General features: G+C 32.0%; 14 protein-coding genes. 1 reads left to right on the top strand and 13 read right to left on the bottom strand.

Translation table 11 applies throughout. The features are described from left to right. Positions 1-7: 7 nt before the first annotated feature. The 13 genes from AS157_RS08290 to AS157_RS08230 form a co-directional block, all read right to left on the bottom strand. On the bottom strand, positions 8-2371 hold the full coding sequence (locus AS157_RS08290; protein ID WP_077288803.1) for a hypothetical protein: 2364 nt from the start codon (positions 2369-2371) through the stop codon (positions 8-10). Then, on the bottom strand, positions 2371-2898 hold the full coding sequence (locus tag AS157_RS08285) for a bifunctional nuclease family protein (protein WP_077197877.1): 528 nt from the start codon (positions 2896-2898) through the stop codon (positions 2371-2373). The genes AS157_RS08290 and AS157_RS08285 overlap by 1 nt, the downstream gene beginning before the upstream one ends. Beyond that, positions 2879-3640 carry a lysophospholipid acyltransferase family protein gene (locus tag AS157_RS08280; protein ID WP_077288804.1) on the bottom strand — a complete coding sequence of 254 codons (762 nt, stop codon included), beginning with the start codon at positions 3638-3640 and terminating at the stop codon, positions 2879-2881. Before AS157_RS08280 ends, AS157_RS08285 begins: the two co-directional genes overlap by 20 nt. Then, positions 3637-4806, bottom strand: coding sequence for a tRNA uracil 4-sulfurtransferase ThiI (gene thiI, locus AS157_RS08275; protein WP_077288805.1), 1170 nt, complete (start codon positions 4804-4806; stop codon positions 3637-3639). Before thiI ends, AS157_RS08280 begins: the two co-directional genes overlap by 4 nt. A gap of 34 nt (positions 4807-4840) precedes the next feature. Further along, positions 4841-5113, bottom strand: coding sequence for a metal-sensing transcriptional repressor (locus AS157_RS08270; protein WP_077288806.1), 273 nt, complete (start codon positions 5111-5113; stop codon positions 4841-4843). A gap of 62 nt (positions 5114-5175) precedes the next feature. Continuing rightward, positions 5176-7014 (bottom strand): ABC transporter ATP-binding protein, encoded by a 1839-nt coding sequence (locus AS157_RS08265; RefSeq protein WP_143611737.1) that lies wholly within the window; start codon positions 7012-7014, stop codon positions 5176-5178. Then, complete coding sequence (locus AS157_RS08260; protein WP_077288807.1) at positions 7011-8735, bottom strand: ABC transporter ATP-binding protein; 1725 nt, start codon at positions 8733-8735, stop codon at positions 7011-7013. The genes AS157_RS08265 and AS157_RS08260 overlap by 4 nt, the downstream gene beginning before the upstream one ends. Next, complete coding sequence (locus tag AS157_RS08255; protein ID WP_077288808.1) at positions 8719-9168, bottom strand: MarR family winged helix-turn-helix transcriptional regulator; 450 nt, start codon at positions 9166-9168, stop codon at positions 8719-8721. Before AS157_RS08255 ends, AS157_RS08260 begins: the two co-directional genes overlap by 17 nt. Positions 9169-9270: 102 nt before the next feature. Next, the gene (locus AS157_RS08250) at positions 9271-10485 is read right to left on the bottom strand and encodes an iron-containing alcohol dehydrogenase (RefSeq protein ID WP_077288809.1); all 1215 of its coding nucleotides are present in this window, start codon (positions 10483-10485) and stop codon (positions 9271-9273) included. Between the two features lie 112 nt (positions 10486-10597). Then, positions 10598-11935, bottom strand: a complete 1338-nt coding sequence (locus AS157_RS08245; protein WP_077288810.1) for an FAD-dependent oxidoreductase — start codon at positions 11933-11935, stop codon at positions 10598-10600. A 152-nt stretch (positions 11936-12087) separates the two neighbouring features. Then, positions 12088-12390, bottom strand: coding sequence for a hypothetical protein (locus AS157_RS08240; RefSeq protein ID WP_077288811.1), 303 nt, complete (start codon positions 12388-12390; stop codon positions 12088-12090). 1 nt (position 12391) lies between these two features. After that, positions 12392-14104: a M3 family oligoendopeptidase gene (locus AS157_RS08235; protein ID WP_077288812.1), complete on the bottom strand. Its 1713-nt coding sequence runs from the start codon at positions 14102-14104 to the stop codon at positions 12392-12394. Beyond that, positions 14091-15473 (bottom strand): MATE family efflux transporter, encoded by a 1383-nt coding sequence (locus AS157_RS08230; protein WP_077288813.1) that lies wholly within the window; start codon positions 15471-15473, stop codon positions 14091-14093. Before AS157_RS08230 ends, AS157_RS08235 begins: the two co-directional genes overlap by 14 nt. 113 nt (positions 15474-15586) lie before the next feature. Between AS157_RS08230 and AS157_RS08225 the strand changes: the two genes are divergently transcribed. Next, positions 15587-16546, top strand: coding sequence for a potassium channel beta subunit family protein (locus tag AS157_RS08225; RefSeq protein ID WP_077288814.1), 960 nt, complete (start codon positions 15587-15589; stop codon positions 16544-16546). Position 16547 lies beyond the last annotated feature (1 nt).

The raw sequence follows: 16547 nt of genomic DNA, 5'->3' as shown, positions 1-16547 counted from the left end.
CTCACTCCTAATCCTTTTTTACTTTATATTTCAATATTCCATCTTTAGTTACAAGATACAAATATTCACCATCTGAATCCGCTGTCAAAACTTCATTGTCAAGTTTCTCTATAATCCTCAATACCCTTCTTTCTGGAATATCAATTATTGTAATAAAATTTCTTCCAATAGTTAAGAAATAATTTCCCACTCTAAAAATAGCTATATTACCTATCCAACCTTCACCTATATAATTTCCAACAGTCGAACCTATATCGTAAAATAAAAATCCATAACTTCTTGTAATTCCCAAAACTTCATTCCTATAAATTATTACATCTGAAATATCAATACTTTTATTTTTAAGTTCAGGTACACTTAAAAGCAGATTTAATCTTGGTATGTAAATTTGTTTATTTGTATATAAAATAAGATAATTTTCAACCACCTTAATTCTCCCATACTGTCCTTTTAAATCTACTATTTTCTTACCAAATGGATCCCAAAAACTAACAATTTCCCCGGAATTAACCGCTGTATACACACCTTCTTGTGTTGCAAGAAAATCTGCTACATAAACAACATTGTATTTTTTCTTTATAGCTGGACTATAAAAGTAAATCTCACTTGCCGTTCTAAAGGAAACCCCACCAAAGCTCTTTTTTAAGTTAAATATAGGTCCTTCCATGAGTTTCGTACCATTTCCATACAATCCATTTGGTCCTCCTGTGTAAATAACTGACCTAAAAATGGCAATTTGATTTCCAGGAAAATTCAACTTTTTGTCAAAATCCACAACTATTGAATTTGAAATTCTTGCACCATTAAATCTATATGGTCTCAACTTAGATAAATACACTTCTTTTTCTTTTTCAGTCTTTGATACATACTCTCTATAGTTATCATCTTTGTACTCGGGGATCTTAATTTCACCAAACTCTAAAAATTGTTTTAACTTTTCCACAAACTCGTTAGAAGAATAAAACGAATAAGCATCACCTTTTATTTGAATAAGATCAATTCCATCTATTTTTGCAGAATCTACTGAAACAATTCCATCACCTTTTCCACTAACAAGCTCAGGGTAAAATTTTTCAAGAGTACTATTTTTAACGTCTATACCAAAAGGAGGAGTTGTTCCCATAAATGAAATCATGCTTACATTATCTTTTCTTGAAAGTGTCTTCATCTTTTCCAAAAGTTTGGAATCCGGTAAAATTTCACTCCAATATGTATTTACTGTCTCAATAAAAGTATAAATATGTGTCTGAATTGAAGAAATCATGTTTTCATCAAGGTTATAAATCTTTGATAACGCCTCTGGGGTTTTTCCATACAAAAGTGAACCAAAATATACAGGATTCGAAATATTTGTACCCTTAAATGGCACAGAAATAAATGCAATTTTTCTAACATTGTTAATTTCTGGATGTAACAATAAACAATAAGAAATTATTAATCCTCCAATATCTTGAGCTATAACATCAAATTTGAAATTCTTGAATCTTTTCAACTCAGATGCAAGCTTCTCAGCTTCAAATTCAATATAGCTTTTTAACTCTGAACGTTTAAAATAATCATCTACCATATCTTTATATAGCTTTGATCTTACTTCGTAAAGTGGATAATTATACATCATTATAGTTCTATCGGAAAATACAACCGACCAAAAATTTAAATCTGGACTATCATCTGATTTAAAATATCCCTTGAAATTTCTATCTGAGCCTGGAATAACCAAAATAGCGGGTTTTGGTGTGAGTTTTTCAACAAGCACCTTTATACCCAATTCTTGTTTTTTTGGGTTTAAAGCCACGATTCCTATCTTTGAACTATGGAAAGATTGAGTTTCAACGTAATATCCTTTTTCATCTTTTCCTATATAACTTCCGGGAAAGATCCTATAGGCAGAACCTTTATCGGGAATGTACGCAAGTGCAACATTGTTATAATCTATCCCATAATAATAATCAGATGGAAAATAATATTTAAAAGTAATTGGCCTATATGCAAAATCAACCTTCCCATCTTTTGGAATAACATCGTACACCGTGTCTATAAACGGATAATTTTTAAATAAGTCTGGATCAGTATCCGGCGTAATAGGATTTAACCTAAAAGATTTTTCATACGGAAAGGCACCTTTTGGAATATTTATATAAAGATTTTTCACAACAGTTGTTTCTTGTTGCGCCTTTATCTCAATTTGAGACTTTTTCTTTAAAAACTGACCAATTAATATAGCAAAAGCCACTGCAACTATCACAATAGATATAGATAACAAAAGCAAAAGCTTTCTTTTGTATATAGTTTTCAATAACTCAATTACTCTACCAAATAATTTTCCAAATAGTTCTTTTGCTCTCCCTAAAATATTCTTTAAAAAATCCATTAATTATCCCCCTGTGAACCTTTCCCAAATTTTTTTCTAAATTCGTCTAAGTCCAAATTTTCAACAAATTTTTTAAACTCGTCATCTTCTTTGTCATAATCCTCATTAGGATAATCAATTGAATAATCCAATACTAACTCATTTGAAACATATATCGGCGAAGATGTCTTTAAAGCAAGAATAATAGCATCAGATGGTCTTGCGTCAAATTCTATCAATCCATCATCCTCTTCGTCGTTTGCAGTCAAATCTTTCAATATTACCTTTGCATAAAAAGTATTATCTTCAATTTTGTTTATTAATATCTTCTCCATCTTTGCCTCAAGTCCTTCAACCATTGAAAGTAAAAGATCATGAGTTAACGGTCTTTCAAAAGTTACATTTTCCAAAATCATAGCAAGTACACTTGCTTCGCATGCACCTATCCATATTGGAAGTATCTTTTTAGTACCTTCAATAGATAAAATCACAACTGGTGAATTATTTACTTTATCCAATGCCAATGCTTTAATTGTCGCCCTTTTCATCCAAAATCCTCCTTTCAAAATCCTCAACGCCTTTTGAAATTACACTTTTTACATATTCTCTTAAAGCTTTCTCACTATCAAAAATATTGGGATCCACTAAATCATGAATTTTAATATATATAGGATGCCTTTTTATAAACAAACTCTTTTTTCTAAGTACTTTATGCGCTCCCCAAATGGAAATTGGTAAAATCTTAATCTTATACTTGTAAGCTATCTCCAAACTTCTATTTTTAAAATCTAGAACTTTCCCATCAAAACTTCTCGTACCCTCGGGAAACAAAACAAAATGAACTCCTTCATTTAGTTTCCTTATCACTTCTTTCAAAGACATTGCCGTCTTTCTCACATTCCCTCTATCAATTAAAACACTTCTAAGATATTTTAAAAACCAATTTATTCCAGGTATCTTTCCCAATTCTTTTTTGGCAATAAACGCAACAGGTTCAACAAATCCAATAATTAAAGGAATATCAAGAGCACTTTGATGATTAGACACAACAATATAATTTTCATCTATTTTTGGCTTTTTACCAAATACGTGCACCTTAATCCCAAGTAATTTAAAAGTCATCTTACCAAAAATTTCAATCTGCTTTACAACAAACCTTCTAGATACTTCTTTGTTAAATAAACCTATGAAAAATCCTACAAATAAAACTATCGCACCGTATATTACAATATAAACAAAGGCCCCAATCAAAAAATATAACGTATAAAAAAACTCAAATATTTTTCTCATGATTCCCTCCCTAACGCATAACTTTCCATACTATTAAATACCTTTTCTTCTAATTCAAATAGCTTGTCAAGTTTTTGTTCAATTTCCTTTAACTCTCCAATCGAAGATTTAGTTGCGGGATTTTTAGGTGCAAAAGCCACACAACTGTCTATATAAGGTAATATTGAAATTCCATATGTTTCTATCTCCTTTGCTTTTTCAATAATATCTAGCTTTTCAAAGCCAATTAATGGTCGTAGAATTGGAATATCAGAAGCATCTTCAATAGTTCTTAAATTAGAAAGTGTTTGACTTGCAACTTGCGCAATATTCTCACCCGTTATAATTGCACTGGCTTTTCTTTTCTTTGAAAGTTTGTTTGCTATTCTCATCATACTTCTTCTTTGAATAATCAAAGAATATCTATCTGGCACATTTGACTTTATGTACTGCTGAACTTCTGTAAAAGGAACGATATAAGTTCTTAAGGTATCAGGGGTATATTTTGATAAAACCTCAGCTAAATCTAATATCTTCTTTACAGATTTTTCACTCGTAAACGGTGGACTTAAAAAGCTTAACGTTTCAAGTTTTAACCCACGCTTTAGCATATACCAACCCGCCACAGGGCTATCTATTCCCCCACTTAAAAGTAAAATTGCCTTACCTGAAACACCAACTGGGAGTCCTCCATACAATCTTTCCTTACCAACAAAGATAAAAGCTTCCTTTTCTTTTATCTCAATTCCAACTGTTATATCTGGATTATGAACATCAACATTTAAATTGTCAAATTCTTCAAGTACGTAAGCGCCAATATATGCGCTCAACTCATTAGAAGTCATTGGAAATTGTTTAAAAGACCTTTTCGTTTGAACCTTAAAAGTTTTTTTTCCTTTTATATTTAAACTCAACAATTTTTTTACAGCCTCTTTTATTTCATCAATGTCATGACTTACCGCATATGCATAACTAAAATTTTGTATTCCAAACACATATTTTAATCTTTCTTTTATTTCACCAAATGACATATTTTTTAACCTTATAATTATTCTTCCATACCTTTTGCTTATCTCAGGCGGTCTTGCAATCTTTCTTATATTATCAATAAGTTTTTTTTCAAAATATCCCCTATTTTTTCCTTTTAATCCTATTTCAGAATACCTTACTACAACTACTGGCTCCATTTGAAGCCTCCTTTCTGGTAATATTCTATCACATCTAAACGATTTTGTTTAAGTAACTTATAACTTCTTCCAATTCTTGTATTTTCCTATCCACTTCTTCTACGTCCTCTGAAAAAATCGCACTTTTTACACATGTCTCAAGATGTGAATTTAAAACCTGAACATTTGCTTTTTTCAAAAGGGCAATCGTTGCAAGAATTTGCTTTGAAATATCTATACAATATCTGTTATCTTCTACCATCTTTATTACCGCCTCAACTTGCCCTTTGGCATTCTTCAATGTCCTTAACGCATCCCTATGCTTCACATAACCAACCTCCTTCCCTTAAATTATACCATGAAAAAAACTCTCTGCATTCGCAGAGAGTTTTACACATAAGCACCTAAAAATTGACTTCTATACAATTCTGCATAAAAACCATTTTTATTCATCAGCTGCTCATGTGTACCTTTTTCGATTATTTTTCCTTCATTCATTACCAAAATCATATCCGCATCTTTAATAGTCGATAATCTATGTGCAATAACAAAATTAGTTCTACTATGCATCAATCTTTTCATAGCACTCTGAATATATTTCTCAGTCAACGTATCCACATTACTAGTAGCTTCGTCTAAAATTAAAATATCTGGATCCACTACAAAAGCCCTTGCTATCGTTATAAGCTGTTTCTCCCCTTGAGAAATATTTGAAGCTTCTTCATTAATAACGGCATCATACCCTCCAGGCAATGCCATTATAAAGTGATGGGCATGTGCTAACTTTGCAGCATTTATTATTTCTTCTTCAGTGGCATTATCTTTACCATATGCAATATTTTCCCTAATAGTACCATTAAACAACCAAGTATCTTGTAAAACCATCCCAAAGAACCTTCTCAAATTATTTCTTCTCAATTTTCTTATATCCACACCATCGATGGTAATTTTTCCCTTTTGTATCTCGTAAAACCTCATCAATAAATTCACAAGAGTTGTTTTTCCGGCACCTGTTGGTCCAACAATGGCAATAGTTTGCCCGCTTTTCACATCAATATTTAAGCCCTCAATTAATTTTTTATCTTTACTATAACTAAAATAAACATTTTCAAATTTCACATTCCCCTCAACAGACTTTAATTCTATGGCATTCTCTGGATCAGGTTCTTCTTCCTCATCTAAAATTTCAAAAACCCTTTCTGCTGCTGCAAGAGTTGACTGAATCATGTTCATTATATTTGCCACTTGAGAAATAGGTTGATTAAATTGTTGAGAGTATTGAATAAATGCCTGTACATCACCAAGTTGGATAATGCGTTTTGTCACCATTATTCCGCCCATTATCGAAACTATAACATATCCCAAATTACCAACAAATCTCATAATAGGCATAGTTATTCCAGAAACAAATTGTGCCTTCCATGCAGAACCATATAACTTTTCGTTATACTCCTCAAATCTTTTAATACTTTCCTCTTCCATGTTATATCCTTTTACAACAATTAATCCGCCAAACATCTCTTCAACATGTCCATTTACATTTCCAAGAAATTCTTGTTGATTTTTAAAATATTTCTGAGATTTCTTTACTATAAGTACTATCAATGATATGCTGATAGGTAGTGTAACCATCGTAACCAAAGTGAGCAAAGGGTTAATGGTAAGCATCATTATAATAACCCCAACTATTGTAACTATAGAAGTAATAAGTTGTGTCAAACTTTGATTCAAAGTGTTACTAATCAAATCTACATCATTTGTTACTCTACTTAAAATTTCACCATGTGTTTTTGAATCATAAAACCTCAATGGAAGTTTGGAAAGCTTTTCCATAACTTCCGTCCTTAATTTTTTCACAACCCTTTGTGATACACCTGCCATTATATATTGCTGTATATACATAAATAACGCAAATAGACCATACAAAATTCCCACTTCAATTAAAATTCTTAGTATACCCTGGAGATCTATTTTTGCCCTGGGAAATATTTTTCTTGCAAGAAATCCCTGGAACAACTTAGTTGTTGCCTTTCCTAAAACTTTTGGAGCAATAATACTAAATATTGTTCCAGTTATCGCAAGTGCAAATACAATTATCAAAGGGATTACATATGGTCTTAAATATCCTAATAACCTTTTTAGTGTTTTTTTGAAATTTTTTGGCTTTTCAACAGCCCCTCTTATTGGTCCCCCGGGCCCTCCCCTACGCACAGGTTTTCCCATACTCATGCTATCTCCTCCTCTGAAAGTTGAGAAGAAACTATTTCCCTATATACCGGACAATTTCTAATAAGTTCTTTATGTGTTCCAATACCCACTATTTTTCCATTTTCCAAAACTATAATCTTATCTGCATTCATAACCGTGGCTACTCTTAAAGAAACTATTATCTTTGTTGCATTTGATAGCTTTTCTCGCAAAGTTTTTCTCAATTTTGCATCAGTTTTGAAATCAAGAGCTGAGAAACTATCATCAAAAATATAAACATCTTTATTCCCCACAATTGCCCTTGCAATTGCAAGTCTTTGTTTTTGACCACCTGAAAGATTTGTTCCACCTTGCGAAACTTTCGTTTTTATACCATCAGGAAACTTTGAAACAAACTCCCAAGCTTGTGCAATCTTTAAGGCCTCTATAATTTCCTCTTCACTGGCATCTTTTTTACCTATTCTTACATTTTCTTCAATTGTTCCAGAGAAAATAACTGGACGTGAAGGAGTTAATGAAATCCTTTCCCTCAAATATCTTTGAGAAATTTCCTTAATGTTAATTCCATTAACTAAAATCTCTCCTTTAGTAACATCATAAAATCTCATGAGTAATTTGACAAGAGTACTCTTTCCTGAACCAGAACTTCCAATAATTCCAACTACTTCCCCTGGGTTTATTGTAAAACTTGCATTTGACACTGCGGGTTCTTTTCCTCCTTCATAATAAAATGTAACATCTTTAAATTCTATCTTTTCCACGATATCGATCTTCTTCGGTTGCTCTGGATCTTTTATCCTTGTTTTTTCTTCTAAAACACTATTAATTCTTTCGGCTGAAGCAGATGCTCTTGGAAGAAAGATAAAAATAACGGATATCATTATAAATGAAAACATAATTTGCATAATGTATTGCATAACTGCCATCATGTTACCTATTTCCAACGTGCCTTTATCAACCTGTAAAGCACCAACCCAAATCAAAAAGACAATAGTTATATTCATAATCAGTAATATCAAAGGAAAAACCAAGGAAAAAATCCTGTTAACTTTAAGAGCTGTACTCGTTAAATCCTCATTGGCATCTTCAAACCTTTGTTTTTCATACTCTGTTTTTGCAAATGCCCTAATAACCCTAACACCTGTAAGATTTTCTCTTAAAACTCTATTTAACTTATCAAGTTTTTTTTGCATTGATTTAAACAATGGAATTGAATATTTTAAAATAAAATACATAGCAACAAACATAATAGGCAACGAAACAAGCAAAACCATAGAAAGTTTTGCGCTTTTTGAAACCGCCATTATTGTTCCACCAATGGCCATAACTGGAGCAAGTGCAACTATACGTAACATCATAAACAAAACACTTTGGATTTGTGTAATATCATTTGTATTTCTATTTATAAGCGTTGAAACACCATACTTATCCACTTCGTTTAAAGAGAAATTCATTACCTTTTTAAAAACCATACTTCTAAGATCTTTTCCAAATCCCATAGAAATTCTTGCGGCAAAAAATGTTGAAATGACAGCAGCAGTAACATTTAACAAAGTGATGCCAAGCATTTTCCAACCTACACTCCAGATATAATCGACATTTCCCCTTGCAACACCTTTATTAACTATATCCGCCATCAAATTTGGAAGATATAAATTTAAAACAGCTTGCAAAGTAACAAAAAACAAGGTCAAGATAATTAAAAAAGTATATCTTTTCAAATATTTAAAAATTTTTCCCATCTTTCATCGCCTCCAAATTTTTAACAACTTTTTCCAAAAGTTTTTCCAAATGATTTAATTCCCCTTTCGAAAAATCTTTAAAACACGCACTTTCAAACTTTTTCATACTCCTCAGTAACTTTTCGTGTATTTCTTCTGCCTTATCTGTAAGATAAACATGAAAATATCTTCTATCCTTTTCATCTACAACCTTTTTTACAAATCCTGCCTTCTCCATTCTTTTTAACATTATTGCCACTGTAGAGGTATTAACCATTATTCTTTCGGCCAATTTTTTTTGTGTTATACCTGGAAATTTTTTGATAATAAAAAAAAGTGGAATTTGCCCGGGATGAATTCCATACTTTTCCATATCTGCCCTTAAAATCTGAAATTTTAGCTTTTCAATTTCTGAAAAAAGCAAAAAAGCATGTTCAAAATTTTCACTTTTCAATTTTTCCACCTCCGATACATTTACGTAAAACTATTATACATCAAACTATTTTTTTGTCAAAAAAGTGGGGCCAAAAGGCCCCACAAAACTAAAAAACAACTATCATTTTGAGAAAGGCTTTAATGAATCCATGTATATTGAAGAAATTGTTTTTTCATCTGCACTAATTGGTGCCATACTCAACAACAATCCCAAAGAAGGAGTTTCAAGTGCAAGTTTTGTAAGTTTTGGAATGTCATTTTCACTAAATCCCATATCTTCTAATTTTTCTGTAACTCCTAAGTTGAACAGCCACTTTTCAATACCAATTGCTATCTTCTCTGCTTCGCCTGGGACACCCTTTAAATCTGGAACAATTGGGCTGTAAATATCCGCTAAAACCTCTGGCTTTGAGGTGTAAATATGTTTTACAACGGCTGGAAGAAGCATTGCAAGCCCAAGTCCATGAGCAAGATCAGGTTTTACTGCACTCAATGGATGTTCAAGTGCATGTGTAAAGTGCAACAATCCATTATCAAAAGAAATCCCTGCTATTGTAGAAGCATACAAAAGATAATATCTTGCCGTCAAATCATCTGGATGAGCAACTGCTTGAGGTAAATACCTTGCAATGAGTCTTATTGTTTCCTTTGCAAGAAGTATTGAATAAGGACTCGCTACAAGAGTTGTAGCTGCTTCGGTTACGTGATTAACAGCATCAATAGATGTAAAAACTGTTTGATTCTTTGGTAATGTCTTCATCAACTGAGGATCATCAATTGCATATGTGGGGTATATACAATCATATGCAAGTGCAGGTTTATATTCTTTCTCTAAAATAGTTGCAACTGCAAATCTATCTACTTCAGTACCTGTACCATGTGTTGTATTAATTGCAATTATTGGTTTTGCTTTAGTTGGTATAAACTTTCCCTCGTATAATTCTTCTGCAGTTTTGTCCGTATATTCAAGTAAAACAGCTACACTTTTTGCTGCATCAATAGGACTTCCTCCACCTATACCTATAACAGCCTTTGCACCATTTTCAATTGCAATCCTTGTTGCTTCATTAATCTGAGTTGTTGTTGGATTTGGAGATACATCTTCGTATATAACATACTTTATGTTTCTTTTTTCAAGTTCAGGTTTTATAACATCCCACGCACCCGTTACCTTATAAGCTACTTTATCTGTTACAAAAATCACACTGTTGATTCCTTGTTCTTTCAAATTGTCAAATATATCACCGATTTTGTTTATTGCACCTACACCAAAATAACACGTTGTTTTACACCTCAATTCAAATACATTGTAAATATCCATCTTGCTTTCCCACATAATTTCACCTCCTGTGAATGTTCTCACAAATATTATACTCCAAAAAATTACTTAAAATAGTTAATTTTATATGAATTTTTCGTTAATTTTTTCACGATATTTTTTTCCTAAATTAGAAATGATTTTTCAAATATTCCAAACCAGCAACATTCAAAAAATTCCACGGTTTATTAAAATGCGGTTGGAAGAAAAAGTCAACAAACGCAAGTTCGTCTATTCTCATCTTATTTTGAATCAAAACAGACATTGTATTCATAGATTGAGTTAAATCAATTTTTGACATTATTTGAGCACCTAATATACGTTTTGTGTCTTTATCGTAAACTACTTTAAAAAATACCTTTTCAAAATATGGCATAAATTCCGGTCTATGATTTTCCACAATGAAAATTGACCCTACATTTAAATTATTTACTCTTGCCATATGCTCTGTAATTCCAGTTGCCGCAATATTTAAATTGTATATCTTTATGCCAGATGTAGCTTGAGTCCCCAAATGCATTAACCTCTTTTTCTTTAAATTATACGCAGCTATTGTTCCCATTCTAATCGCATTTGTAGCAAGAGGTATATATTCATATCTTTCCAACGGATTGTAAAATACCGCACAACAATCCCCCACAGCAAAAACATCTTTTTCACTTGTTTGCATATGCTTATCAACAATTATTGCACCATTATCAAGCATGTTTAGTTTTCCTCTAAATAATTTTGTATTTGGCTTAAATCCCATAGAAAGAATTACCAAATCAGCTTTGTAATCACCCTTTGTAGTTATTACCTTCTCAACTTTTTCAGTTCCTTCAAATTTTATTACCCTTTCACCAAGCGCAAGTTTTATACCTTTATCTATTAATTTTTTCTCTGCAACATCTGTTATCTCTTCATCTAAGTATTTGGCTAAAATTCTTGTTTCAATATCTATTAAAGTTACTTTTTTACCATTTTCTCTAATTGCCTCAGCAAGTTCAACTCCAATGTATCCTGCACCAATAATTGCTACATCATTTACGTTTTTTAAATTTTTCACTATATCATTTGCATGATAAAAATTTTTTGAAAGCAAAATATTTTTTAAATCAATTCCCTCAATTTCAGGAATAACCGGCCATGAACCCGTAGCAATAATTAACTTATCAAATGTTTCCTCAAAAACCTTACCACTTTTAATATCTTCAACTACCAAAGTCTTATTTTTGAAATCTACTTCTTTTACATTATGTTTCATCTTTGTTTTCACACCAAAACTTTTTAGATGCTCTGGCGATGAATAAAAAAGTTTCCTTTGCTCTTTAACTATACCTTCAACATGCAATGCAATCCCACAAGATAAAAACGAAATGGTATCATTTCTTTCATAGACTGTCACTTCTGCATCTTCATATAGATTCACCGTATTTATGGCTGCAGCAGTGCCTGCATGAGTACACCCTATAATCGCAACTTTCATTTATACCCCTCCTTGTGATTTTTTTATCAACCAACTTTATTATAACATATTCTTACCAAAGTAAATTAATTATACCTTATAAACTTTTTAATAACTAACTATTTGACAAAAAAAGCTTCGGCACATGCCGAAGCTAATGAAAAACTATAAATCTACTTTTGGGATAATTTTTTTAATCTTTCCGGATTCATATAGTTTAAACAACAGCCGCTTCCAAACATTTTCACTTCTTTATCCTTTTCCAATTCAACTATCTTGTCATAGATACCGCACTTATTATCATCAGTTAAATATTCACATTGCTTCTTTTTATTATTCCATTTTCCATAATAACAAGGTGTTATCTTACAACAATATCCACATTGTACACATTCTGGACAATTCGTTTTTTTTCTTATACTTTCAACAAATTCGTCTAAACTTTCAAACTCTTCGTTAAAATCTTCAAAAAACAAATTAATCCCCTTCCAAAGTTTTTAATCTATCTTCGACAAAATCTACAATCTCTCCAATATACTCTTCTGAAAAATCTAATCTTATACCTGCAACTTCATAGACCTTATCAATTGGTACTTTATATCCAACCTTTAAAAAGTTGTGATAACTCTCTATAGCTTTTTCTGAGTTTTCGACGTAATTTCTATATATTGACAATGCTCCAAGTTGTGCAATTCCATATTCTATATAGTAGAAAGGTACTTCAAATATATGCAATTGGAATAACCATCTGTATTTCTTTTCAAGTTCAAGATTTGTCCAATCCACTCCTTGATTAAATCTATCCATCAATTTTCCAAAATATTCTGCTCTTTCTTCAGCAGAGTGTCCTGGATTGCTGTAGATCCACTGTTGGAATGCATCAACTGTCATACACCAAGGCAGGAATAAAATAGCACTTTCAAGCTCTTCTATCATTGCCTTTTTTAACTCTTCATTATCTTTATAATATTCATTCCAATGGTGCATAGTTAACAATTCCATACTCATCGAAGCAAGTTCTGCTATTTCCATACGATTTGGTCTATAATATGTAACAGGTATGTCTACCGTTTCAAAGGTGTGCATAGCATGTCCTGATTCATGCAGCAGGGTCCTTACATCTCCACTCTGCCCTGTTGCGTTCATAAAAATAAACGGTGCACCTGTTTCCGGTAATGGATAGTTGTATCCACCTGGTGCCTTTCCCTTTCTATTTTCAAGATCAAGCAATCCAGTGTTTTTCATCATTTCTAATCTTTCACCAAAAAGTGGTTTAACTTTTTCAAGTACTTTTATCGCCTTTTCAACAAATTCATCTACCGTTTTATATGGTTTAAGTACTTTCCCATCAACATCAACAGCTGTATCCCACGGTCTTAATGTATCAACTCTTAATTTTTTCGCACGTTTTTGCATTCTTTTTCTAAAAAATGGCATAACTTTCTTTTCCACTGCTTCGTGAAATTTGTAAACATCTTCTACTGTATATTCAAATCTTCCTTTTGCTTTGTGCATATAATCTCTATAATTTTCAAAACCTGCATTTTTTGCTTGCTTTATTCTAATTTCTTTTAACTCATCAAAAAGGTTATCAAGCTCTTCTCTTTTTTCTAACAATCCTTCAAACCTTTTTCTCCATGCTTCCTCCCTTATTACCCTATCAGGTGATTTTAAATATGGTATAAGTTGTTGAAGTGTTTTTTCCTCACCCCTAAAATTTACAGTTATAGAACCAAAGATAGCGCCATATTTATTTGAAAGTTTTCTTTCTTCTACCTGTAAAGGTATATTTTCTTCTCTAAATAATTCAATGTTATTTGAAATTATATTCAACATATGTACATATTCTCTTGAAAATTCCACCTTACTATCATATATCTTCTTTTCAAGCTTTATATAATAGGGTTTTAATTTCGAAACAACGTTTTGAAAATAGTCGTTAAACTCTTCGGCATATTCTTTTTTATCCGAAAACCTCGTCATGTTAATGTATCTCCAACCCATTTCTTCAGATACAATATCAGAAAGTTCTGTAAATTTTTCTACCAGCTTTACAACTTCCTCTTCCGTTTCAACTTTCTCTTCAAGAAGACTATTTAAAATTTCAATAATCTTACTGGCATCTGTTGAATCTAACCCCATAAAATACTTTCTTTTCTTTTTTTCAATCTTTTTGTCAGTAAATATCATCACATTTACCCCCTTTTTTCTGCACAATTGTTTTCTTCCAATCTGAAAATTTAACAAACAGATATGCCAAAATCATTGCTGCCACATTACTAATTATCATAGCAAAAAACAATCCTGTAAAGCCAAAAGTAGAGGAAAAAATTGCTATTAACGGTACCCTAATTCCCCATAATCTTGTTATATCAACTATCATTGACAATTCCGTTCTTCCAGCACCCACAAGTGTGTTGATAAAAACAGACATAGAAGTAAAAAATGGCAAAGAGAAAGAAACGTATTTAAAGAATATATATCCCACTCTTATGACCTCTTGATCATTTATAAAAAACCTGGTAAGTTCTCCTCCAAAGAAAAAGGTCAAAGTACTTAAGGAAAATACGATTAAAAAATTTGAAATAAACGCAACTTTTACCGTTTTTTCAGCACTTTTCAAATCCCCCGCACCTAAAAATTGCCCCACCATAGTGGTAACAGAATTACCAATACCAAATGATATCATCGTGATAAAGTTTATAATTCTATTTCCCACACCATATGCACTAACAACTGTAGGTCCAAAACTAGAAACGAACCTCATTATAACCACAAATCCCAAAGAAGTTATAGACATACTCAAAGAACTTGGTAGTCCAATGCGAAACACCTTTTTTATCAATGAAAAATCTGGTTTTAAATCTTCAAAACCTATCTTAAACCCTCTTTTCCCTGCAAATAAGTGTTCAATTGAAATTACAGCTGCAACAACTCTTGCAATTGTTGTAGCCCAAGCTGCACCAATCACCCCCATTTTTGGAATAAACCAAAAACCAAAAATAAACATTGGATCCAAAATTATATTAACCACAGTTGAAATAAACATCAATTTCATTGTAAATTTTGAATCTCCCCAACCTCTTAAAATAGAAGAAATGGAGTTAAAGATAAAACCAAATGGCAACCCTATCATTATTATATTAAAATAATTAACCGCATAATTTATTACTTCTTTACTATTTTCACCGGCAATTAAAGTAATTACAGGACGTGAAATTATAATAGCTATTATCGCTAAAGAAATACCTAAAAGTGTGGAAATTACAACGGTTTGACCTGCAGCTTTTCTTGCAGCCTTTTTATTTGAAGCTCCTGTAAATTGTGCTACTAACGTTACTCCAGCTTGTGCAAAGCCTATAGAAAGTGAAATAAAAACAAATATAAGTGGCCATACTATTGTAGGAGCAGAAAACTCTATCTTTCCCAGCTTTCCCAAAAAATAAGCATCAACTGCATTGTAAAATGTCTGCATTAAATTTGATATAACTAAAGGCCAACTCAGCAAAAAAAGCGACTTTAATATACTTTGCTTGAATAAATCAACCCTATTTTTCAAAAGTTTCCCCTCCAATTATTCGTTATGCTAATTATAACATATTTCAACCAAAAACAATATATTTCGCAAAGTGAATATTTTATGATATAATTTTTTATAAGGAGGTGAAAGATATGAATTACAGAAAAGTGGGAAAATGGGGATTAAAGATAAGTGAAGTTTCACTTGGATCATGGCTCACTTTCGGAAATCAACTAGACATTCAAAAAGCCAAAGAAATAGTAAGAGAAGCTTTCAAAAATGGAATAAACTTCTTTGACACGGCAGAAGCATACGCAAATGGTATGGCTGAATCCATGTTAGGTGAAGTCTTAAAGGAATTCAAAAGAAGTGACATTGTGGTTTCCACGAAAATATTTTGGGGTGGAAACGGACCAAATGATAGAGGGCTCTCAAGAAAACACATTTTAGAAGGAACATTTGCTTCACTTAAAAGGTTACAACTAGACTACGTTGACATTGTCTACTGCCACCGTCCTGATCCAGAAACACCTATTGAAGAGACCGTTCTTGCAATGGATTATTTAGTGAGAAACGGCTATACACTTTATTGGGGTACTTCCGAATGGAGTGGGGACCAACTTGAAAAAGCCCACATAGCATGCAAAGAATTAAACTGCATACCACCTATTGTAGAACAACCACAATACAACATGCTTGTAAGGAACAGGGTAGAAAAAGAATATCAACCTATATACGAAAAATACGGTATGGGGTTAACAATTTGGAGTCCTCTTGCTTCTGGGATTCTAACCGGAAAATACAACAACGGTATTCCAGAAGATTCAAGACTTGCAAGATTTCCAAATCTAAAAAAACACCTTGAAGAAAACGGTATACTAACGGAAAAAACATTTGAAAAATTACAAAAATTACAAAAAATTGCAGATGAATTGAATGCAAAGCTCTCGCAACTTGCCATCGCATGGTGTTTGTTGAATCCAAATGTAAGTAGTGTTATCCTTGGGGTATCAAAGATTGAACAATTACATGAGAATCTTAAAGCAATAGAAATTAAGGAAAAAATAACAGAGGATATAGAAAAAGAAATAAGAAAAATTTTAGAGGAATGAT

Source organism: Thermosipho sp. 1244 (genome assembly GCF_018588215.1).
GTDB lineage: Bacteria > Thermotogota > Thermotogae > Thermotogales > Fervidobacteriaceae > Thermosipho > Thermosipho affectus.
The sequence above is the reverse complement of the archived record's forward strand: the minus strand, read 5'-3'. Positions and strand labels throughout refer to the sequence as shown.